Source organism: Paracidobacterium acidisoli (genome assembly GCF_003428625.2).
GTDB classification, from domain to species: Bacteria; Acidobacteriota; Terriglobia; order Terriglobales; family Acidobacteriaceae; genus Paracidobacterium; species Paracidobacterium acidisoli.
The window spans coordinates 80,216-101,796 of the sequence record NZ_QVQT02000006.1 but is presented as its reverse complement, the minus strand read 5'-3'; the positions used below and the strand labels follow the sequence as shown (position 1 = coordinate 101,796).

17 protein-coding genes are annotated in these 21,581 nt (G+C 61.2%); 11 read left to right on the top strand and 6 right to left on the bottom strand.

The genetic code is table 11. From position 1 onward, the window contains the following. Nucleotides 1–9: 9 nt before the first annotated feature. Complete coding sequence (locus tag D0Y96_RS16400) at nucleotides 10–2,367, top strand: hybrid sensor histidine kinase/response regulator (RefSeq protein WP_117302084.1); 2,358 nt, start codon at nucleotides 10–12, stop codon at nucleotides 2,365–2,367. A 108-nt stretch (nucleotides 2,368–2,475) separates the two neighbouring features. On the opposite strand, the gene D0Y96_RS16395 is transcribed toward D0Y96_RS16400, so the two are convergent. Next, on the bottom strand, nucleotides 2,476–3,255 hold the full coding sequence (locus D0Y96_RS16395; protein WP_158562441.1) for a class I SAM-dependent methyltransferase: 780 nt from the start codon (nucleotides 3,253–3,255) through the stop codon (nucleotides 2,476–2,478). A 150-nt stretch (nucleotides 3,256–3,405) separates the two neighbouring features. Between D0Y96_RS16395 and D0Y96_RS16390 the strand changes: the two genes are divergently transcribed. The 5 genes from D0Y96_RS16390 (at nucleotide 3,406) to D0Y96_RS16370 (ending at nucleotide 9,164) form a co-directional block, all read left to right on the top strand. Next, nucleotides 3,406–4,503: a tartrate dehydrogenase gene (locus D0Y96_RS16390; RefSeq protein WP_199480402.1), complete on the top strand. Its 1,098-nt coding sequence runs from the start codon at nucleotides 3,406–3,408 to the stop codon at nucleotides 4,501–4,503. Between the two features lie 184 nt (nucleotides 4,504–4,687). Beyond that, on the top strand, nucleotides 4,688–5,728 hold the full coding sequence (locus tag D0Y96_RS16385) for an NAD(P)-dependent alcohol dehydrogenase (RefSeq protein ID WP_199480400.1): 1,041 nt from the start codon (nucleotides 4,688–4,690) through the stop codon (nucleotides 5,726–5,728). A gap of 5 nt (nucleotides 5,729–5,733) precedes the next feature. Continuing rightward, the gene (locus D0Y96_RS16380; protein ID WP_117302080.1) at nucleotides 5,734–7,023 is read left to right on the top strand and encodes an MFS transporter; all 1,290 of its coding nucleotides are present in this window, start codon (nucleotides 5,734–5,736) and stop codon (nucleotides 7,021–7,023) included. 756 nt (nucleotides 7,024–7,779) lie between these two features. Beyond that, nucleotides 7,780–8,868, top strand: coding sequence for a chemotaxis protein CheB (locus tag D0Y96_RS16375; protein ID WP_158562440.1), 1,089 nt, complete (start codon nucleotides 7,780–7,782; stop codon nucleotides 8,866–8,868). After that, a complete protein-coding gene (locus D0Y96_RS16370) occupies nucleotides 8,838–9,164 on the top strand; it encodes a PAS domain-containing protein (protein ID WP_158562439.1) in 327 nt (108 codons plus the stop codon). The genes D0Y96_RS16375 and D0Y96_RS16370 overlap by 31 nt, the downstream gene beginning before the upstream one ends. A 592-nt stretch (nucleotides 9,165–9,756) precedes the next feature. Here the strand turns inward: D0Y96_RS16370 and D0Y96_RS16365 are convergent. Beyond that, nucleotides 9,757–10,536 carry a VOC family protein gene (locus tag D0Y96_RS16365; RefSeq protein ID WP_117302074.1) on the bottom strand — a complete coding sequence of 260 codons (780 nt, stop codon included), beginning with the start codon at nucleotides 10,534–10,536 and terminating at the stop codon, nucleotides 9,757–9,759. Nucleotides 10,537–10,655: 119 nt separating this feature from the next. On the opposite strand from D0Y96_RS16365, the gene D0Y96_RS16360 reads away from it, so the two are divergent. From D0Y96_RS16360 to D0Y96_RS20805, 4 genes are all read left to right on the top strand, one after another. Beyond that, entirely contained in the window at nucleotides 10,656–11,297 is a 642-nt protein-coding gene (locus D0Y96_RS16360) for a TetR/AcrR family transcriptional regulator (protein ID WP_117302668.1), read from the top strand. A 153-nt stretch (nucleotides 11,298–11,450) separates the two neighbouring features. After that, nucleotides 11,451–11,981 carry an Ig-like domain-containing protein gene (locus D0Y96_RS16355; protein ID WP_350449115.1) on the top strand — a complete coding sequence of 177 codons (531 nt, stop codon included), beginning with the start codon at nucleotides 11,451–11,453 and terminating at the stop codon, nucleotides 11,979–11,981. Beyond that, entirely contained in the window at nucleotides 11,978–12,361 is a 384-nt protein-coding gene (locus D0Y96_RS20500; RefSeq protein WP_117302070.1) for an Ig-like domain repeat protein, read from the top strand. Before D0Y96_RS16355 ends, D0Y96_RS20500 begins: the two co-directional genes overlap by 4 nt. Nucleotides 12,362–12,378: 17 nt before the next feature. Beyond that, nucleotides 12,379–14,346, top strand: coding sequence for an Ig-like domain repeat protein (locus D0Y96_RS20805; RefSeq protein ID WP_350449114.1), 1,968 nt, complete (start codon nucleotides 12,379–12,381; stop codon nucleotides 14,344–14,346). Between the two features lie 175 nt (nucleotides 14,347–14,521). Here the strand turns inward: D0Y96_RS20805 and D0Y96_RS16345 are convergent, their stop codons facing one another. The 4 genes from D0Y96_RS16345 to D0Y96_RS16330 all read right to left on the bottom strand — a co-directional run bounded on the left by D0Y96_RS16345 (nucleotide 14,522) and on the right by D0Y96_RS16330 (nucleotide 19,820). Further along, entirely contained in the window at nucleotides 14,522–15,928 is a 1,407-nt protein-coding gene (locus D0Y96_RS16345) for an APC family permease (protein ID WP_117302066.1), read from the bottom strand. 375 nt (nucleotides 15,929–16,303) lie between these two features. Beyond that, nucleotides 16,304–17,485, bottom strand: a complete 1,182-nt coding sequence (locus tag D0Y96_RS16340; protein WP_117302064.1) for an AgaS family sugar isomerase — start codon at nucleotides 17,483–17,485, stop codon at nucleotides 16,304–16,306. A 193-nt stretch (nucleotides 17,486–17,678) separates the two neighbouring features. Continuing rightward, nucleotides 17,679–18,992, bottom strand: coding sequence for an MFS transporter (locus D0Y96_RS16335; RefSeq protein ID WP_117302666.1), 1,314 nt, complete (start codon nucleotides 18,990–18,992; stop codon nucleotides 17,679–17,681). Nucleotides 18,993–19,019: 27 nt separating this feature from the next. Further along, nucleotides 19,020–19,820 carry a glucosamine-6-phosphate deaminase gene (locus tag D0Y96_RS16330; protein ID WP_252263865.1) on the bottom strand — a complete coding sequence of 267 codons (801 nt, stop codon included), beginning with the start codon at nucleotides 19,818–19,820 and terminating at the stop codon, nucleotides 19,020–19,022. A 531-nt stretch (nucleotides 19,821–20,351) separates the two neighbouring features. Here D0Y96_RS16330 and D0Y96_RS16325 point away from each other — a divergent pair. After that, a complete protein-coding gene (locus D0Y96_RS16325; protein ID WP_350449102.1) occupies nucleotides 20,352–21,494 on the top strand; it encodes an amidohydrolase family protein in 1,143 nt (380 codons plus the stop codon). Nucleotides 21,495–21,581 lie beyond the last annotated feature (87 nt).

Sequence of the window (21,581 nt, the reverse complement as noted above, 5' to 3'; positions counted from 1 at the left end):
CCGCGCGTAATGACGGTGAATGAGAAGGTCAACATCCTCATGGTCGACGATCAGCCTGGCAAGCTGCTCACCTACGAGGCCATCCTCGCCGAGCTGGGCGAGAACCTCATCAAGGCCGCCTCTGCTCGCGAAGCCCTCGAGGTCCTGCTCCGCACCGACATCGCCGTCGTGCTGATGGATGTCAGCATGCCCGATCTCGACGGCTTCGAGCTCGCCGGGCTCATCCGCCAGCACCCCCGCTTTCAGAAGACCGCCATCATCTTCATCTCCGGCGTGCATCTCTCCACCGAGGACACCATCAACGGCTACCGCCGCGGCGCCGTCGACTACATCTCCGTCCCCGTCATCCCCGAGGTCCTTCGCGCCAGGATCGGAGTCTTCGTCGAGCTGCACCGCAAAACGCGCATGCTCGAGCGCCTCAACAACGACCTGGAGCGCCGCGTCGAAGAGCGCACCGAAGAGCTGCGGCAAAGCGAGGATCAGTTCCGCACTCTGGCCAACAGCATCCCGCAGCTTGCATGGATGGCGCAGGCCGACGGCACGGCCTTCTGGTACAGCCAGCGCTGGTGCGACTTCAGCGGCGTCTCCATGCCGGTTCTGCTGGCCACCGGCTGGGCCTTCCTGTGTCATCCCGATCACGCGGACCGCGTCGCCGGCGGATTAGGCAGCGCCGTGGTCGCCGCCCAGCCGTGGGAAGACACCTTCCCACTACGCTCGCGCGATGGAGAATACCGCTGGTTTCTCTGCCGCGCCGTTCCCATCGTCGACTCGCAGGGCAAGGTGGCGCGCTGGTTCGGCACCGCAACCGACGTCACGGCGCAGATCGCCGCCGAGGAGCACATTCACCTTCTCAATCGCCAGCTTGAGCTGCGTGTCGCCGAGCTCGAGACCATCATGCGGGTGCTGCCCGTCGGTGTCGCCATCTCCGCCGATGCGTCGTCCGCCAATGCCACCATGAATCCTGCCTTCCGCGCCATCTTCGGCACCAATGGCATCCGCCATCTCAATGGCTCCGGTCCTGCAGACGGGGTGGAGAAATCCCTCACCGAACATGCCCACCTGCCATTCCTCTTTATGAACGACGTCATCCATGCCGGCCGGCCGGTCATGGATGCGGAGATGCAGCTTCAGGGCTCCGACGGCCTGGAAAAATATGTCCTCGCCAGCGCCAGTCCCGTCATCGAGCCCTCCGGCAATGTCCGCGGCGCCGTCGGCGTCTTTTTCGACGTCAGCCATCGCAAGCGCCTCGAAAATACGCTGCGCGAGCGCGCCGAGCTTTTGGAGCTGGCCTCTGAAGGCATCATGGTGCGCGATATGCAGGGCGTCATTCGCTACTGGAACTCCGGTGCCGAGTCCTGTTATGGATGGCGGCGCGAAGACGTCCACGGCCAGGACGTGCATGCGCTTCTGCAGACTGTCTTTCCCGTCTCCCGCGATGAGCTGAACAGCATCCTCCTCCGCGAGGGCTCATGGCGCGGCAAGCTCTCGCAGCGCACCAGCAGCGGACACGAGGTCGTGGTCGACAGCCACATGGTGCTCGACCGCGAGACCGGCTCCATCCTCGAAATCAACCGCGACATCACGCGTGAGCTGCGCGCCGAAGAGGCGCTGCGCCAGGCCGAGAAGCTCGCCGCCATGGGCCGCATGGCCGGCATCATCGCCCACGAGATCAACAACCCGCTCGAGGCCATCACCAACGCCTTTTATCTGCTGCGCAACCACCCCTCCCTCGACGACCAGGCGAAGTATTACGCCGATATGGCCGAGCAGGAGCTGCAGCGCGCCTCGCACATCACCCGGCAGACGCTGAGCTTCTACCGCGAATCGAAGCAGCCCGTCCCCGTGTCTCTGCCCGAGGTCATCGAGAGCGTCCTCGAGCTGCAGCAGCGCGGCCTGCAGTCCAGCGGAATCGATCTGCAGAAGCAGTACCGCTCCGGCGGCGTCATCTACGCGCATCCCGTCGAGCTCCGCCAGGTCTTCCTCAACCTCATCGGCAACGCGGTCCAGGCCATGCCCGGCGGAGGCACCCTGCGCATTCGCATCTCCGAAGCCACCGACGGCCTCACCGGCCGCCGCGGAATCTTCCTCTCCGTCATCGACACCGGTGTCGGCATCGATCCCGAAAATGCGGAAAAGCTCTTCCAGCCCTTCTTCAGCACCAAATCCACCAAGGGCACCGGCCTCGGCCTCTGGATCAGCAAGGGAATCGTTCAGAAATACGAAGGCCGCATCGCCTTTCGCAGCCAGTACTACAAAGGCCGTCAGGCCACCTGCTTCCGCGTCTTTCTACCCGCCGAAACCACCCACTCCTCCGCAAAATCCGGCGGCAAGCCGGCAGCCGACTCCGTCGCGGTCAAAGTCTCATAGCGCCCGCCGCATGGTGCGGCTCCCGCGTATCAGGTGTAGTGCGTCGCAAAGGACGCGGGATATAGGGCCGATATATCGATCCGGTGAGGAACGGTATGCCCTGCGTGGTTAAGGCAGGCGGCGGGCCAGATGCAGCAGCGTGAGATTGTGTTTGCGGATACGTCCTGCGGGTCTTGCCTCGATCAGGCGGCGCATCTCGTCGAACAGCCACTCGCGCTTTGCCGGCTCCATCAATCGGTGATCTGAAGCGGTGCGCATCAGGGCGACGTGTTCGTCCGCGGTGAACTCCTCCGTCCAGAGCCGCCGGATGACGCGCACATCGTGGAAGAGACCGGTCTGCTCAATCTCTGCGCGCGCATCAGGAATCGATTCGGGTGGCGTCGGAGGCCACGGCAGTCTGCCCGCGCCGATCGCTTCATAGCCATCCTGTATCTGCTCGAAAAATGGATCGTAGCCCGGAGGAAAAACATGCTCGCTCATCGAGAAGGCAAGAACTGCGTCGGCCTTCAGAGCTGCGGCGGCCCGCTGATAGCGCACCGCGGGATCGATCCAGTGCCACGCTGTGATGGCAAGCACAAGATCGAAGGCTTCGGCAGCTGCCCAGTCTTCAAAACGCGCATGGGCGATCCGGACCTTCGGAAAGGCTGCCAGATGCTTCCGTGCAAGGCCTGCAAGGTTTCCGCCCATCTCCAGCGCGACGACATCGCATCCGCGCCTGGCCAGGGGCAGAGTCGATTTGCCTGTGCCGCAGCCGATCTCGAGGATGCGTGTGCCGGCGGGGTCAAGCCCCGAGGAAGAAAAGAGCGTGTCGTAGAGCCAGCCGGGCGGCTCGCGCCGTCCCTCGTCATAGAGTTCGGCGATCTCGTCGAAAGTGCGCGAACGTTGCATGCGCTGTTCACTGGAAATCTGCATTTTTTCACCGTATCACCGCAGCGTGGACAATGCGGTGTGATGCATCCTGAGAAACAGCGATCGTCTTCGCCATATACGCTCTGCGCCATCCTCCCGTCATGCAATGATCTACACTTTGAGAAGTCGATGCCCATGAGGAAATATCAGATCGCACTCGTGCCCGGAGACGGAATCGGCAAAGAAGTCATCCCCGCCGGCCGTCAGTTGCTCGAAGCACTCACCGGAGCCGAGCCCGAGCTCGTCTTCGAATTCACCGGCTTCGACTGGGGAGGCGACTACTATCGCCTTCACGGAAAAATGATGCCCGATGACGGCGTCGAAGAGCTGCGGAAGTATGACGCCATCCTCTTCGGCTCCGCAGGCGACCCCGCCATCCCCGACCACATCACCCTCTGGGGCCTGCGCCTCAGAATCTGCCAGGGCCTCGATCAGTACGCGAACATCCGCCCTGCGCGCATTCTTCCCGGCATCGACGCACCGCTGAAGCGGGCCACGCCGCAGAACCTCGACTGGGTCATCGTGCGCGAAAACACTGAGGGCGAATACTCCGGCGTCGGTGGCCGCGTGCATCAGACGCATCCCATCGAGGCCGCGATGGATGTCTCCATCATGACCCGCGCCGGTGTCGAGCGCATTCTCCGCTTCGCCTTCCGCCTCGCCGCCTCGCGTCCCCGCCGGCTGCTCACCGTCGTCACCAAGAGCAACGCGCAGCGCCACGCCATGGTCATGTGGGACGAGATCGCCGCCGAAGTGGCAAAAGAATTTCCCTCCGTCACCTGGGATAAGGAACTCGTCGACGCCGCGACCGCCCGCATGGTCAACCGGCCCGCATCGCTTGATACCATCGTCGCCAGCAATCTCCACGCAGACATCCTCAGCGATCTCGCCGCCGCCCTCGCCGGCAGCCTCGGCATCGCGCCCACCGGCAACATCGATCCGGAGCGGCGATACCCCTCGATGTTCGAGCCCATTCACGGCTCGGCTTTCGACATCATGGGCAAAGGCATCGCCAACCCCGTCGGAACCTTCTGGTCCATCGTGCTCCTCCTGCAGCATCTCGGAGAAGACGCCGCCGCGGCGCGCGTCATGCGTGCCGTCGAGCACATCGCCGCAACACCCGCACTCCACACCCGCGATCTCGGCGGCACCGCCACCACCGCCCAGGTCACGGAAGCCGCCTGCACGCATCTGAAGGCAGCCGCGGCCGCTGCCGCCGCGGTATAAAACCGCACACTGTCCTGCATTCTCCTTTCCGCATGTCGCGGCACGGCCCATCCGTGAAAGAATCGGTTGCGTATCGCGTCCCCGATCGCGAGTAAACCGAATTTCCCGGGCCTGATACGTCAGGCTCGAGCCATAAGTTCGAACCATAAGTAAGAAGTAGTAAGAAGTGAAGTAAGGAGAAGCTGTGAAAGCTCTTGTCCTCGAAGAGAAGCGGAAGCTGAGTCTGCGCGAGATTGATATCGTGCAGCAGATGGGCCCCTCCGATGTCCGCATCCGCATCGCGCGTGTCGGCATCTGCGGCAGCGACGTGCACTATTACACGCACGGAAAGATCGGCCCCTTCATTGTCAGTGAGCCGATGGTCCTTGGCCACGAAGCCGCCGGCACCATCATCGAAGTCGGCGCCGAGGTCACGCATCTCAGGGTCGGCGACCGCGTCTGCATGGAGCCCGGCATTCCCGACATGAGCTCCAAAGCCAGCCGCGCCGGCCACTACAATCTCGATCCCTCCGTTCGCTTCTGGGCCACGCCTCCCATCCACGGCTGCCTCACGCCCCAGGTCATTCACCCCGCCGCCTTCACCTTTAAGCTGCCCGATCATGTCAGCTTCACCGAAGGCGCGATGGTCGAGCCCTTCGCCGTCGGCATGCAGGCCGCGACCAAAGCCCGCCTCCAGCCCGGAGACACCGCCGTTGTCGTGGGCAGCGGCCCCATCGGCATCATGGTCGCGCTGGCCGCGCTCGCCGGCGGAGCCGCGCGCGTCATCGTCGCCGATCTCGCCGCCGAAAAGCTTGCCATCGCCGCGCAATATGACGGCATCATCCCCGTCAATATTCGGGAGACCCCGCTCGTCGAAAAAGTCGCCGAGCTCACCGGCGGCTGGGGAGCCGAAGCCGTCTTCGAGGCCAGCGGAAGCCCGAAGGCATTCAGCAATATCATGGAGTTCGTCGCGCCCGCCGGCGTTCTCATCCTCGTCGGCATGCCCATCGAGCCCGTCTCCTTTGATGTGGTCCGCGCGCAGAGCAAAGAGATCCGCATCGAGACCGTCTTCCGCTACGCCAACATGTATGAGAAGGCCATCGCCCTCATCGCCTCCGGCAAAGTGAACCTGCACCCGCTGCTCTCCCACACCTTTCCGTTTGAAGAGAGCATCCCAGCCTTCGAGCGCGCCGCCGAGGGCCGCCCCGCCGACATCAAACTGCAGATCGAGCTGGAAGCGCGATAGATCCGATGTCCACTCCGGCCAAAACGCGCGCCTTCCTGGGAATGCCTGTCATCCTGCTCGGCGGTTATCTCGCCATCGTCTTCTGCATGACCGGCGACGGCATCGAGCAGGCATTTCTCTCGAAATATCTCGTTACCATCGGCTTCTCCGGCCGCGACGCCTCGCTGGTCTTCACCGTATACGGAGGCATGGCCGCGCTCGCCAGCTGGGTCTCCGGCGTGCTCGCCGATGTCATCTCGCCCAAAAAGGTCATGCTCTTCGGCATCGCCTGGTGGCTCATCTTCCACGCTCTTTTCCTTCACTATGGACTCGCGCAGCACAGCCTCTCCCGTACGCTGATCTTTTATGGCCTGCGCGGCCTCGCCTATCCGCTCTTCTTCTATGCCTTCTTCGTCTGGGTGGTCGAGGCGACGCCCGGCAACCGCCTCGCCTCCGCCATCGGCTGGGTCTGGGCCATGTTCACCATCGGCTACGGCATCGTCGGCTCCTATCTGCCCAGCTTCACCATCGGCCGCATCGGCTTCATGGGCACGCTCTGGATGTCCATGATCTGGATCTTCATCGGCGGCCTCATCGTTCTCTTCGCCACCCGCGAGCCGGCCCAGGCCGTCGTCTCGCGCGGCGCCGCTGAGAAGCTGCGCGAGATGAGCAAGGGCCTCACACTCATCTTTCAGAACCGCAACATCGCCCTCGCGCTCATCATCCGCATCATCTGCAACCTCTCGCTCTTCGGCTTTCCCGTCATCATGCCGCTCTACTACACCTCGCGTGAGATCGGCTTCACCACCACGCAGTGGCTGCAGATATGGGGAACCTTCTTTCTCATCCAGCCCTTCACCAACGTCATGTGGGGTGTCATCGGCGACCGCATCGGCTGGATGCGCCAGATGCGCTGGGTCGGCTTCGTCGGCTGCGGAGCCGCCTCGCTCGGTTTCTACTTTTTCCCCGCCTGGTTTCCGCACAACTTCTTCATCGCCTTTCTCGCTGCCATCTTCTTCGCGCTCACCATCACGTCCTTCGTGCCCATGGGCGCCATCTTCCCCATGATCGAGCCCAACCATAAAGGCGCGGCCATCTCCGTCCAGAACCTCGGCGGCGGCCTCAGCAACTTCTTCGGTCCCGCCATCGCCACGCTGCTCCTGCCCGCTTATGGATTCAAAGGCATCGTCATCGTCTACGGAGCGCTCTACTTTATCGCCGCAGTCATGACTCTCTGGATCAAAGTCGACCAGCCCCGCCACACCAGCCTGCCCGAATACGTGGCCATGTCGAAGGGTGGCTCCGCCGCCCATTAGGCAGCGTCTGACGCGGGCCCGTTCCGGCAAAGTTTTGTATCAGGGCACGGCTTCAGCCGTGCCGAAGGGCAATAAAAAGAGGCGGGCTTTAGCCCCTGTGCCTTCCTCAGCCGGAAGCGATTTGATCAGACACTGCGCCGGGCTACCCATGTCCGTCCGTTCGGACATGGGATCGATCACTCCCAATCTTTGCCATCCCTCCGCAGCGTTACCGCCTGAGGCGATCATTCCCAATCCCTGTCATCCCGACCGAAGTTACCGCCATCAGGCGGTAACGCAGTGGAGGGATCTGCAGTTTCTTTCCGAGAAATCCGGGTGCATGTCGCGGGGTGCCCCACCTGCGCCTGACCCGGATGATGCCCTTTCCGCAACAGCCATAACGCAGCCGTAGTGTGTCCGGACTCCCTTCCACCACCCCCAAAACCCGAATCCGGCACCAAAAATCCACAAAGACCACTCACCCAAACTACGGACTGCACCCGCATCCCGGAAAATCATGAGTTTTTCCGCAAACTGTGAACCGTGCCGTAAAAGGTTCAGATCGAGTGCGGCTTCAGCCGCGGAGGGATGGTTTGTTTTCGCTGCATTGCAAACTGGCCCACTGCCGATATTTCGTTTCTGGCGCGTTTCCGCACGCTTTGCAGATTTTCCAGTGATTGCAATAGCGACGTGCGGGCAGTACTGACCTTCTAACTAACTATCTGTTTATCTATGAGCCATTCAGCGCAGAAGCGTAAAGAGGATATAAAAGACAGCATGCGGGACTCAGAGGAAAGCCTCGAGAGCCAGACCGGCATGGCCACGCGCGGAATCGGGTTTCCGGTGGTCGGCATCGGGGCTTCCGCCGGTGGGCTGGAAGCATTTACGTCCATGCTGTCGGCTCTTTCTCCCAGCCTCGGCATGGCCTTCGTCTTCGTCCCGCACCTCGATCCCACGCGGGAGAGCGCCTTTACGCAGATTCTGGCGCGCAGCACACATATGCCGGTGGTGGAGGCGACGGACGGCGCCCGGATCGAGCAGAATCATATCTATATCATTCCGCCGAACCGGGATCTCAGGATTGAGAATTTCAGGCTGTTCGTAAGCCCGCGCGAAGAGCCCCGGTCCGTAAACATGACGATCGATATTTTCTTTCGCTCGCTGGCGTTCGATCAGGGCAGCAACGCCATCGGCGTGGTTCTCTCCGGAACCGCCTCTGACGGAACGCTGGGGCTGACAGCGATCAAGGGAGAGGGAGGCATCACCTTTGCGCAGGATACCGGATCGGCCAACTACGATGGCATGCCGGCCAGCGCGATTGCGGCCGATTGTGTCGACTTCGTGTTATCTCCCGAGGGCATTGCGGCCGAGCTGGCTCGCATCCGCCAGCACCCGTACGTCACCGGCCCTGTTCTGGAGCCGGTCGAGAACGAAGGCAAAAGCCCCGATGTTTATATGGGGCAGGTCTTCCGGCTTTTACGGCGCGCCACCAAAGTAGACTTCTCCGAATATAAGCCGCCCACGATCGGCCGCCGCATCCAGCGCAGAATGGCGCTTCACAAAATGGTGAAGCTGCATGACTACGTGGGCCTGCTGCATCGCGACCGGGCTGAAGTGAATGCCCTGTATCACGATCTGCTGATCAACGTTACGAGCTTCTTCCGGAATCCGGAGGCGTTCGAAATTCTGAAACAGATCGTTTATCCGGCCATTCTGAAAAGCCACGTGTCTCCGGTTTCACCCATCCGCATCTGGGTGCCGGGATGTTCACGGGCGAAGAGAGCTATTCTCATGCCATCTCTCTCATGGAGTTCCTCGGAGAAGAGCGCATGGAAATGCCGATTCAGATTTTCGGCACCGATCTGAGCGAGGCGGCCATTCCCCGGCTGAAGCTCAAAATCGACGTGTCGAATCTGGAGCAGATGATGCCGGACGTGATCCAGCAGGTGCATTCAAAGCAGCAGCTGGTGCAGGATCACGACGGCCACTGGTGCAGTCTTCGCATCACGCCTTATCGAACTCTGGATAACCGGATCGACGGCGTCGTGCTGAGTGTGCTCGACAGGAGTACGTTCGACGAGGTATTCGGCAGCGAGATCTCCGGAGAAAAAACAAATTCCTCCGCAAAGCGCGGCCCAAAGACCAAATCGAAAAAAGCATAACTGCGGGCCGGAAGTATAAGGGACTTTATTAGTTGCACACCGGAAAATACAAAAGTGCAATGCATGCCGTTGGCGCTATATGGCGCTTGTGGAAAAGCAGGTGCCGGATTAGCGTCTGAGCAGGCCCGAGTCCCTTTTATGCCAACCATTCTTGTTGCCTGCCCTGATGAACCCTGGCCACGACACGCAGATGGCTGCTCCAGAAGTCCGGCTATGACGTAGTCTGTGCCCAGGATCTTAATGCCACGTTTTCTCTGACATTGAGTATCCATCCTGATCTGATCCTGTTCTGTTACCTCTTTACGGCCGAGGAGCATAGGGCATTCGATGCCGAAATCCGCGTATGCCAGCCTTATTTGCCGGTGCTCTATCTCGATCGCAATCGAATATCTTCTGCGCGATTCATCCGGGATTGTGACGATATGTTCACACGCGGAGCAGCCTGATCCGGCCTGCCGAGTCGGCTGGATGGTGTCAGTGGCACCCGTTGATGCTCGATCCTGAAATAAGCGCATGCGATTGCCGCAGCGTGAGCGGAGCCGGCCTCTCGTCCGCGATCGCTGACGAGAAGCCGGCCCATTCCGGCAAATGCTTATGCCTTCGGTCCCTGCATCAGGGCAAAGGCGCATCCCTGGTCATCCACGGCCTGCATCACACGCGAGCCGCCCGGCACATCCATCGGCGGCAGCGTGATCGTGCCGCCCGCATCGGTCACGCGCTTTTGCGCGCCGTCGATGTCGTCCACCGTGAAGTAGAAGATCCAGCGTGGCTGAGTGCCTTCCGGTATTCCCGGACGGCTGATGCTCATCATGCCGCCGGTATACCTCGGCGTGTTGGTCCGGAACGTCTGGTAGACGCCCATCGCACCCATATCATGGGCGTAGTCCTTCTCCCATCCGTAGTGCTTTGCATAGTATGCGAATGCCTTTTCCGCATCGTCCGTCAGCAGCTCGTGCCATCCCACGTTGCCCACGTCCATCTGTCCCAGCCGCGGCGGTACATAGCTGCCGCCCGGCTCGAAGAGCAGATGTTTCACCTTCTGCGGATCAAGCACCACGGCAAAGCGTCCCACACCGGGAATCTCCTGCGCGGGCTTGATGATCGTCCCTCCGTCCGCCACCACGGACTTCAGTTCTTCATCCAGCTTCGCCGTGTGAATGTGCCCCACCCACTCCGGCGGCATACCGGGCGCGCCTGCGGCGGCCCACGTCATCATGCCGCCCACATCCTTGCTGTCCCTGCCAAAGATCGTGTACTTCATGTCGGGCATCCCGGCATCATGCACATCCCAGCCCACCACTTTGCCGTAGAACGCCGCTGCTTTGTCGACGTCGTTCGTCATCAGCTCATACCAGACAAATCCATCCGCCATCCTGCACCTTCCGTTTCGCGGCGTGCGCCGCACAAGTGAACACCGTCCACATACGTTACTCTGTTAAAGTGGATACTGTCCACATTGACTCATTCACGCCGGACTTTCTTTACACGAGGATGAAAAAAGCAGATCCAGCCAGGCCTCGCGGCACCTTCCGTCATGGGGACCTGCGAAATGCGCTTATTCGTGCCGGTCTTTCCATGGCGCGCGCGGGCGGCCCTGATGCGGTCGTCCTGCGCGAAGCCACCCGCCAGGCCGGTGTGGCGCCCAACGCCGCCTATCGGCACTTCACCAGTCAGGCCGCTCTGCTGGATGCCGTTCGCTCTGCCTGCATCTCCCGCCTTGCCGCCGCCATTGAACAGGAGATGGCGCGCCACAAGCCGGGCCGGAACCCCAGACTCTACGCCCGCCGCAGCCTTTGCGCGGTCGGCATGGGATACCTCGGCTTTGCCCTGCGCGAACCGGGCATGTTCCGCACGGCCTTCTCCGTGCCACCGGCCATTGAGACCCCCAATCAGGCCAACACCGCTTCGATGGGCCTGAACCCTTACCAGCTTCTCTCTCTCGCTCTGGACCGTATGCAGCAGGCCGGTCTGCTGCGCGAGAAGGACCGCGAGGGCGCCGAGTTTCTCGCCTGGTCTTCGGTGCACGGCCTTGCCCTGCTGGCGCTCGAAGGTCCACTCCTCTCCATGCCCCGTGCAACCGTCCTTGCGCTGGGGCAGCGCCTCGTCAACATGGTGGAGCGCGGCCTCAGTTGATCACGAAGGAGGAGATCTTCTGGCAGGCGGCTTATCCTCTTTAACCAATGCAGGGCCGCATGGTGCTTGCTCCTGCTGCAGCAGATGTATCAGTCCCGGTTTATTCTGTATAAAAATTTAAAGTTAATAACTAAGTAATTAAGCTATACTCACATCGCTGTTCAGGGCATAAGGTCGAAGAAGTTCGGAACCACCCCGCTGGGCTCTCCGGTCACATTACAAAGTAATGGAACCGCAACAGTGGCGACCGCGTCGCTGATTCCTGGATTGCACGCGATCACCGCCCGATACTCCGGAGATGGCAACTATGCGGCGGTCACAACCTCTGTCCTCGGTTTCACCGTGACGCAGAGTTCTGTACCTCTTACCGCAGCCACCACTGCTGCGGTTATGCCGGGAGTTCCTCCCACGCTGACTGCTCAACTGGGCGCAGCCGGGGAACAGCCTGTACCCACAGGGAAAGTCACTCTCTCGGTCCTCGAAAATAATGTTCCATCTCCCGTCAGCTCGCAGACCTTCACGCTAAGCGGCAATCCGCCATTTCAGCTCAGCGCCACAGTGAATACTGCCGCTCATCCTCTGGTGCCCGGGAAGTATTCCGCCTTCTGGTCTTATTCAGGAGATGCCGTCTCGGCGCCGGCTACTTCCAGTGCTGTCCTTTCCATTAGGGCGCGAACTCTCTGACGCTCACTTACAGCGGACCCTCCACGGTGACTGCTGGTGTTGCGCCCGTCACCTTCAGCGGTACTCTTTCTGAGTCTTATTCGTCGTATGCCTCTCCGCCAACGGGCACCGTAAGCCTCCTTCAAAACGGCAGCGTCATCGCGACCACTCCGCTCAGTGGTACACCGCCATGCAGCTTTCAGTTCACGGTAAACAGTTCGGCCAAACCGCTGCAGGCAGGAGCAGGCAGCTTCACCCTCAGTTATGCGGGTGAAGCTGCATGGCTCCCGAGTACTTCCAATGCCGTCAGCATCACGGTCGATCCTGTACTTGCGATTGCCCTCAGCTCGAATCTGGTCCCTGGCAGCACCACCGTGCTTTCGGAGCCACTGTTTCAGTAACCGGGACATTAGCCAGCATCGGAAACGGTCCGGCGCCAACCGGAACGCTGCAGTTCTACGACGGCTCCACGCCCATCGGTGCGCCCGTTCCGTTGCAGCAGGGCGCAGGTACCTATACTTCAGCGGCTTTTGCGGTCGGCTCGCACTCCATTACCGCCGTCTACTCCGGCGACTCCAATTACCCTTCCGTCACCTCGACGCCCACCACCTTCACCGTGATTGCGCAGGGCACCGACACGCTTTCGCTGACGTACACCGGCGCGACGACTGTAACCATGGGAATCCCGATCAGTATCCCAGGAAAGATTCAGTACTCTCCGATTCTCGGTCCCGCACCCTCCGGAGCCGTTTCACTGCTCGAAGACGGAGCTGCGATCGGCTCGGTCACCCTGAATGGTTCATCCACCTTCTCTTTCAGTGTGAACAGCCTCACATCTCCTCTCACTCCTGGGACACATGTGTTTACGCTGAGCTATCCGGGAGATGCGCACTGGTCTTCTTCATCAGCATCGAGCGGAACCAGCATTCTGATTCAGCACGCGACATCCAATCTTATTCTGGTGTTACCCACCGCTCCCGTCTCGGCTGAGGTTGGCTCACCGATCAAAATAGTGGGTGCGCTGAGCGAGCTCGGCAGTAATCCGGCTCCCAATCCAACCGGCGATGTACAGCTTCTTGACGGAACGATAGTCATCGCAAGCGTGCCTCTGTCCGGATTCACGCCGGGGACAACCAGCGTCACGGTGAATTTTTCCGTGAATACCCCGGCGGCTCCTTTGTCCGACGGCATGCATCAGCTCAGCCTCAACTATCCTGGCGACTCGATCTGGATTGGTCATCCTTCCGGTTCGCTGGCTGTAACCATCACCGGCAATGTTCCAAAGTTCACGCTGACCTCGAACGTTGGTGCGTTTCCCAACGCTGTGCATGGAACGCCGGTCACCTTCACCGCGACAGCCGGTGCTGTCAACGGTCTGGCTACACCAACGGGCACCGTCCAGTTCTATATTGATGGCGCCGCGGCCGGCAGCCCTGTTCCCATGTCCGGCGGAGTCGCAACCTGCACGCCCAGCGGCCTCAGTGTTGGATCGCACACCGCCACCGCTGCTTATTCCGGTAATTCCACCTACGGCTCAGTGACCACTAACGGAACCGTCGCCATCGTCACGCAGGGCTCCGACGCTCTCGTTCTGACCGCGCCATCCGCACAAACCGTGGATGCCGGAATGCCCTTCACGCTCACCGGCACGCTGAATGTCACCTCGTTCGGTCCCGCGCCCACCGGCACCGTCACTCTGCTGGATAACGGCACCGCGCTGGCCACCACCACACTGAGCGGCAACCCGCCCTTCGCGCTCAGCTTCCCGGTCAACACGGCTTCGGCCCCGCTTGCCGGCGGAAGCAACTCCTTTACTCTCCAGTACGCCGGCGGTTCGCAATGGACAGCAGCCACCGCTGCGGCGCAGAGCGTCACTGTGAACGACTTCAGCGTGGCGCCTGCTCAGACCGCGCTGACGGTTGCTCCGGGCTCCTCCGCCACAGAAACGCTGAACGTGAAATACCTCGGCAGCCTCGCCGCAACGACGACCTTCACTTGCTCCGGCCTGCCGAACGAGGCGAGCTGCAGCTTCAATCCGGCCTCCGTCACCGGCAGCGGTTCTACCACGCTCACCATCACCACCACCGGCGCGACAAAGTCTGAGCTGCGCTGGCTCACTGGCGGCGGAGCCACGACCCTGGCCTGCCTGCTCTTCTTCGGCCTGCCGCTTCGCAGCAGAAAATGGCTCCTGTTGCCCTGCGCTTTGCTTGCACTCTTTATCGGTGGCCTCACCGGGTGCGGCGGAGGCGGCAACATGAGCGGCGGCGGAGGCGGCACCGGCAATTCCGGCACACCGGCCGGAAACTACACCGTGACGGTCAGCGCTGTCACCAGCGGCACCACGTCCATCACCCACACCACCACCTTCACCCTTACTGTTCAGTAAGGGCATTCACCGGTCCGGCCTGCCGGACCGGCGCAGCACAGTAAGGTGAGGAAAGCGCCGGCTGAGACTGGCCGCGGAGATCCCTGACGGGTAATCCGCGGCTTCTCCTGGTCGTGTCACGGCGCGCAGGGAAAGCAGTGCTGCTCAATGATGACGTGCCGAACCAGCTCTGCGTTTACGGCTGCGCCTCTTCCGGAGGAAGGTCGAAGCGAACCAGCTCTGAGCGGAAGCCTTTGGTGCGAATCGCTCCATACACAATGCCCACGGTCATCCAGACAGATCCCAGAATAAGAGCGGGCTTGCTCAGGTGTATCCAGATAAATCCGCAGATCACGAAACCGAGAATCGGCACCAGCCAGAACCCCGGCGACCGTCTCTTCTCCCGTCCCACGTAGTGCATGAAGGCCGCAGCATTCACTCCCATGAACGCAATGAACGCGCCGAAGTTGAGAGCCTCCGCGCCAATCTCGTATGCGCCTCCGCCCAGCCTGCCCGAGAAGAACTCCAGAACCGCGGCTCCCACAAGCGCAAAGGCTCCCACCGCGAAGATGTTGTTTCGCGGAATATGGCGTTTGGGGTCGATCGCGCCGAAGAAGGAAGCGGGCAGGGCATTGCCGCGTCCCATGCCGTACAGCAGGCGGCCCGCCGCCAGCTGCGATCCCATGCCGGAACCCATATTCGCAATCAGCAGCGTGAAGTTGATGATCTGGAAGAGCACCCGTCCGCCCACCTGCCGCGAGATGATCGCGAACGCAGACTCGACATGCTCCGACGAGAACGGAGCCGAGCCCCAGACAAGCTGTGCCGCATAGACCTCGACGCCCGAGAGCACTCCTGTGATCAGGCAGACCAGCACCGTGGCCAGAAGAATATTGCGGCGCGGATTCCTCACCTCTTCCGACAGCGTCGATACCGCGTCAAAGCCGATATAGGTGAGCACGGCTACAGAAGTACCCGCAAAGATGCCCGCCGGGTGAAAGGTCTGCGGCTCATAAAAAGGACGCGTGTAGAAACCGGGATCATGATGCGTATGCCACAGCCAGCGCGCCACCACTCCCAGGAAGAGAAGCACAACCAGCACCATCCCCGCGCACAGGGCCTCGTTCATCTGGGCCGACGTCTGAATGCCGCGCAGGTTGGTCCACGTGAAGAACGCCGCGAAGACCAGAATCCAGACGTAATACGACGGTCCCGGCAGAATATTCATGGCGGCCTTGGCGCAAAAGGCCGTGCAGATCAGCGGATTCAGCAGGTAATCCATCACCATGCCCCAGCCCACGATGTAGCCGGCGGCCGAATGAATCTCCTGTCCTACATAGGTGTACGCCGAGCCGGCGCTGGGATAGACGCGCGCCATCCGGCCATAGCTGATCGCCGTAAACAGCATCGCGACCATCGCGAGCAGAATCGTGGTGACCACATGGCCGTGGGCCTTGTTGCTGATCACGCCGTAGATCCCCATGGGGGCGGTCGGCTGAATGATCACCATGCCGATGATGATCAGGTTCCACAGCCCGAGAGTCCGGCTGAGCCGGGCTCCGCCGGCGGCCGGAGTTGCGGAAACCTGGTTTTCCTGTGTCATGAATGCGACCCCCAAAAGACCTTGATTTAAGGACGAATCAGCAGGACCCGTGTGCGAACATCAGCGGCAGCCGCACGGCTCTGCCTGCACCTTCGCAGCGGCATTGCCCGGCAGTGAAGTCCGATCACGGGTATGTATCCTTTTGTTTCGATTTGTGTCGATGCGTAACTATAACCTTGCCCCTGCAAATTTACAACACAGATTGCGACGGGCAGGGAACAGCTTCCACACCAGACTTAAGGCCATCGCCAATGGCCCCATCCGGCCGGCCGTGCGGCCGAAAAACGGAGCCGAAGAAAGAGAGAGCCACCGCTGTCTGTACCCGGCATTACACCACGGGGGCAGAAAAGCAGTGGCTCTCTATGCTTCGCAGCGCTAGTAGATGCCGACGTTCTGCACGACGCGGCTGATCGCGCCGTTGGGGCTCGGATGGTCCGGCTTCAGCCCGGCCTCGATCGATCCGAAGAGTCCAAGCAACTGTCCGAAGATCACATCCAGCACCGGCCGGTACAGGTCCGGAACCGCATACCTGCGATCCGGTGAGAGCACGTAATCCGCCTCGGCCTGCAGGTTTTCCGGTTCTGCCGCGACGGCGACACAGGTGCGCACCAGCTCCTTGCTGCGGATCTCGCGCAGCAGGTCGATCTCATACTGCCTGCGCTGTGCTTCGCTCGACACCAGGCTCACGAACAGCGTGTCATGATCGAGCGCCGCCATCGGCCCGTGACGCAGAGCCAGGGTCGGCTGCGTGATCGTCTGAATCCTGCCCGCGCTCAGCTCCAGAAGCTTCAGCGCGCATTCCATGGCCGTGCCCGCCAGCACGCCGGAACCGACAAAGCACGCCTTCCTGAAGCCATTCTGCGTCAGCTCCGCGGCCAGCGTCGCGGCGCGGGGCAGCAGCTCTTCGGCCGCGCTGACCAGGCTCTGCAGAATCGTCTCGTATTCGTCGATACTCCAGGCATGCGCAAGAATCTGGCCGGCCAGCACCATGTTGGTGAAGGAGCTGGTCATTGCGAGTCCGCGATCGTTCGTCGCATCGTCCAGCACAATCGAAAAGCAGTTCTCGCGGTCCTGGATCGTCCGTCCCATGCGCCCGTTGGCATTGCACGAAATCAGAATGTGCGAGATGTTCGGGCACTCGGCCAGCGTCCGCTCCAGAACCGCGACGCCCTCCGGACTGTCGCCCGAGCGCGAGAAGGAAAGCCACAGATAGCGCTTGTCCGCGAGCACATATTCAGACAGATCGGTCAGCAGATCGGTGCTGGCAACCGGAACCACCTCGCACTGCCACTTCGTGCGCAGCAGATGATGCAGCGAGCGCCCGATGTAATCCGAAGTGCCGGCGCCGACCAGATACACGGTCGGCCTCTGCGTCGGAGCGCCTTTTACTCCCACCGCGGTGAGAAAGTCACACAAAGCGGTCCGGCGGTCGCGCAGGCGCTGGAACGTCGTGATCCATGTCTGGGGCTGCTGGGCGATCTCGTGGGGGGTGTGTTCCAGTCCCCGTGCTGTTTTTTCGTCAGCGGTTAGGTTGAGCAACGCGGATAGAGGATCCACCTGTCGGTCTCCTGCCGGGCAATTTCCCGGTCTGATTATTTTTGCGCGACAGGCTCCGAAATAAAACGGAACATATCAGTGCAAATCGAAATTCTACTATAACCAAACCGTTTTACAGGCAGCTTTTCCCGAAAGCATGCCGCCGCGTACCTCCTGCAGGTACGCGGCCTGTAAACAAAACAGAAGCTGATGGTTATGAGCTTTGCGAAAGGGAATCCGGCGAAGCCTTCGGCGAGCGGATAAGCAGGAAAACGAAGATCGTGGCGAGGATGGGCAGCAGCGCCGCCGCAAAAAATGCCGGACGGTAGGAGAAGCGATCGACCGTCGCTCCCACCGCGAAGGTGAAGGCCGCTCCGGCCAGTCCCGCGGCAAGCCCGCTCAACCCCGTCACCGAGCCCACCACATTGTGCGGAAAGAGATCGGTGGTAAAGGTCAGCCCCATCGTCGACCAGCTTGCATAACCCCAGAGCGCAACGCAGATCAGTGCCAGCGCGAGCGTGGAGCTGTGTACCGCCGCCGCCGGAATGCCCGCGCAGATCGGAATGCAGCTCACGGCGCAGACCCACTTGCGCACGCGGATGGTGGGATAGCCGCGCCGGATAAAGTATCCGGAGATCAGGCCGCCGGTGAAATTGCCGAGATCGGCTGCGACAAACGGAATCCACGCGAAGAGCGCAATCCGCTTCAGCGTGAAGCCGCGCGCATCGCTCAGATACTGCGGCAGCCAGAAGACATAAAACCACCAGATCGGGTCCGTCAGCCCGCGGCCCAGCACGATGCCCCAGACATTCCCATTTCTGATCAGCCGGAGCCACGACCGCAGACCACTTTCTGTCGCAGCGGTCTCGGCAGCCCGTCCGTCGCGAATCAGCGCCGTTTCTTCCGTTGAGACGCGCGGATGCTTCTCCAGCGGGTGATACACGCGCCACCAGGCGATCAGCCACAAAAAGCCGATCCCTCCGGTAAAGACAAATGCCCAGTGCCATCCGAAGGCGAGAGCGATCCACGGCACGCACAGCGCCGCCAGAGCCCCTCCCACACTCGATCCGCTGTCGAAGATCGCGACGGCGAGCCCGCGCTCCTTCGGCGGAAACCACTCCGCCACGGCCTTGCTGGCTCCCGGCCAGTTAAAGCCTTCTCCAATGCCCAGCAGAAAGCGGAACGCGACAAAGCCCGTCACCGAGTGCGCCAGCGACATCAGAATGTTGATGAGCGACCACCACGCGGCAGCGAGCGCCAGGCCCAGCCGCGTTCCCACCGCGTCCAGAAACATGCCGCCCAGCAGCCATGCCAGCGCATAGGAGACCTGAAACGCGCCCAGAATCTTTCCGATGTCTTCGTGGCTGAAGTGAAACTGCGTCGCGATCATCGGCGACAGCACCGCGAAGGACTGGCGGCTGACGTAGTTGATCGCGGTCGAGCAGAAAAGCGTCCAGACAATCCACCAGCGCACCCGCGAGGGGGTGCCCTGCCGGGCGTCCGGATTCGAGAGCGTGTCCGTATTCATCCCGGCTGGCTGCATGGGCTCCTTGTCTTAACGCGACAGTGGCAGGCTCTCCAGCTCAGCCGCCGATTCGCGATCCAGATAGATCGTCGCATCCGGATGCTGGCGCAGAATCGTCGCCGGGCATGCCGTTGAGATCGCCTCTTCCACCGTGCGCCGCATCACCGCCGCCTTGCGCGGTCCCGGCACCGAGACGATCAGCCGCGGCACGCGCATCAGCGCAGGAATTGTCACCGTGATCGCCTGGCTCGGCACCTCTGCAGGACCGCTGAACCATCCTTCGGCCACCTGCTGCTCCCTGCACTCCGCGTCCAGGTTCACGATCTTCACGTCGAGAGGGTCTCCGAAGTTCGCCTCGGCGGGATCGTTGAACGCCAGGTGTCCGTTCTCGCCGATGCCCAGAAGGCAGAGCTGCGGCTGAGCGGCCTCGAGCCGCTGGGCATACTGTCTGCAGATCGCTTCCGGATCGGGAGCGTCTCCCTGAATCTCGAAGAAGCTTCCCAGCGTTACGCGCTGCGTCAGCCGTTCGCGCAGATACCGCCGGAACGAGGCGCGATGGTTCTCGCTGATGCCGACGTATTCATCCAGGTGGAATCCCTCGATCTCTTTCCACGGAACATCCGCTCTCGCGATCAGCGCATCCAGCATCGCCAGCTGCGAAGCTCCGGTCGCGAAGATGACCGCGAGGCGCTCGTTCTGCTGCTTCAGTTCCTGGATCGCCTGCGCCGTCGCCTCTGCCGCAGCCCTGCCGGCGCTTGCCGTATCGTGATGGATCTCGATCTTCATCCTGTCCACCGTGATGTGCTTCACTTCTTCATTTGGCATCTTCATTCATCTCTGATTGTTTGGCTGAAATGCTGTTGCGCCCGGAGCATGCTCTCCGAATATTTCCTGAATATTTCCCGGATATAGAGCATGCCTCTTCGTGGGACGAGACCGCAGACCTGCGCGGTGGCTTGCTGCGTCCGCTCAGCCCTGGGCAACTGAACCCAACCTACGATCCCCGCCGGAAACTGTCAAGAAAACTTTCTTAAAACAGTGAAAATTATCCAGGATGCGGCCACGAAACACCATGCATCGCGTCCCCGCCGGGAGCGGATAAAAATCTCCGGCGCTCTTCGCAGTGGCATGCGAGCAGCGATCGTGGCTGCTTTGCGCGGTGTAACCGCATCGGCTCGGAGTTTTCCGTTGCCGCTATTAAATCGATATAGCTGAGAAAACTTTCTTATCACCGTGAAAATTATGTTGACGAGCGCGATTTTACGAGTGACACTCCTTCTTATTCTTCGCGGCAATGCGAAAAGCGCAGCGCGATTTACGAAGAATGCAAACTCTGAAAAATCCACGAGAGGGGTCGTCTCAGTGACAAGAAGACCATTCCTGCTGACTGCTGTTCTGCTCTGTGCGGTGATCGGGTGCCGCGACCACCGCCAGCCGCAACAGGCGTCCTCTGCCACTCCGCCGTCGCAGTCCGATGAGCCGACCGGCGCCTCCTTCACCGATGCCGAGCTCGCGCAGTTCAAAGCCCTGCGTCCCATCGACACGCACACGCATATCTACCAGAGCGCGCCGCAGATGCTGGCCATGCTCGACCGGCTGAATCTCCACATCCTCGACATCCTCGTTACCGAGACGCCCGATCAGAAGGCTCTCGACACGGAACGGAGCGACGCCTGGGCCTTTGTCGCCGCCAGCAACGGACACGCCAGCCTCTGCGATACCTTCAATCCGTTTGTGTATAACGAGCCGGGCTTTGCCAGAAAGGTCAGCGCCGATCTCAACAACGGCTTCGATCGCGGCGCGATTGCCGTGAAAATCTGGAAGAACATCGGCGAGCAGGTGAAGGATTCGAAGGGAAGGTATCTGCTGCCGGACGATCCCGTCTTTGAGCCGATCTACCAGGACATCGCCGCGCATCACAAGACGCTCATCGCGCACGTCGCCGACCCCGACTCCATCTGGGAGGCGCCGAACCCGCAGTCGCCGGATTACTCCTATTACATGGAGCATCCCGAGTGGTACATGTACAACAAGCCCGGCATCCCCTCGAAGGCCACTATCCTTCTTGCGCGCGATCGTCTGCTTGAGAAAAATCCGAAGCTCCGCGTCGTGGGCGCGCACCTCGGCAGCATGGAGAGGAACCTCGATCAGATCGGTCAGCATCTCGACCGCTATCCCAACTTCGCCGTCGATCTCGCGGCCCGCATGCCGTACTTTGTCATGCAGCCCAGAGATACGATGATCGCGTTCATCACCAAATATCAGGACCGCATCATCTACGCGACCGACGACGAGCTGCCTGCGAACGCCGACGCGGCGAAAGAGGTGCCGCACCTTGAGCGCGGCTACGCGGTCGACTGGCGCTATCTGGCGACGACGGACAACATCGAGTATCGCGGTAAGCAGGTGCAGGGGCTCGGTCTGCCGCTGCCGATTCTGCGCAAGCTCTACCACGACAATGCCGTGCAGTGGTTCCCTGGAATCGACGCCGGGCAGCAGCAGTAGCAGGCCGTGTTGTATGGCTCATCTGCACGCCGGTAACGGCGTGCAATCTTCAACTCTCGAACGGAAACGGAGCGAGCTGTGACAGAT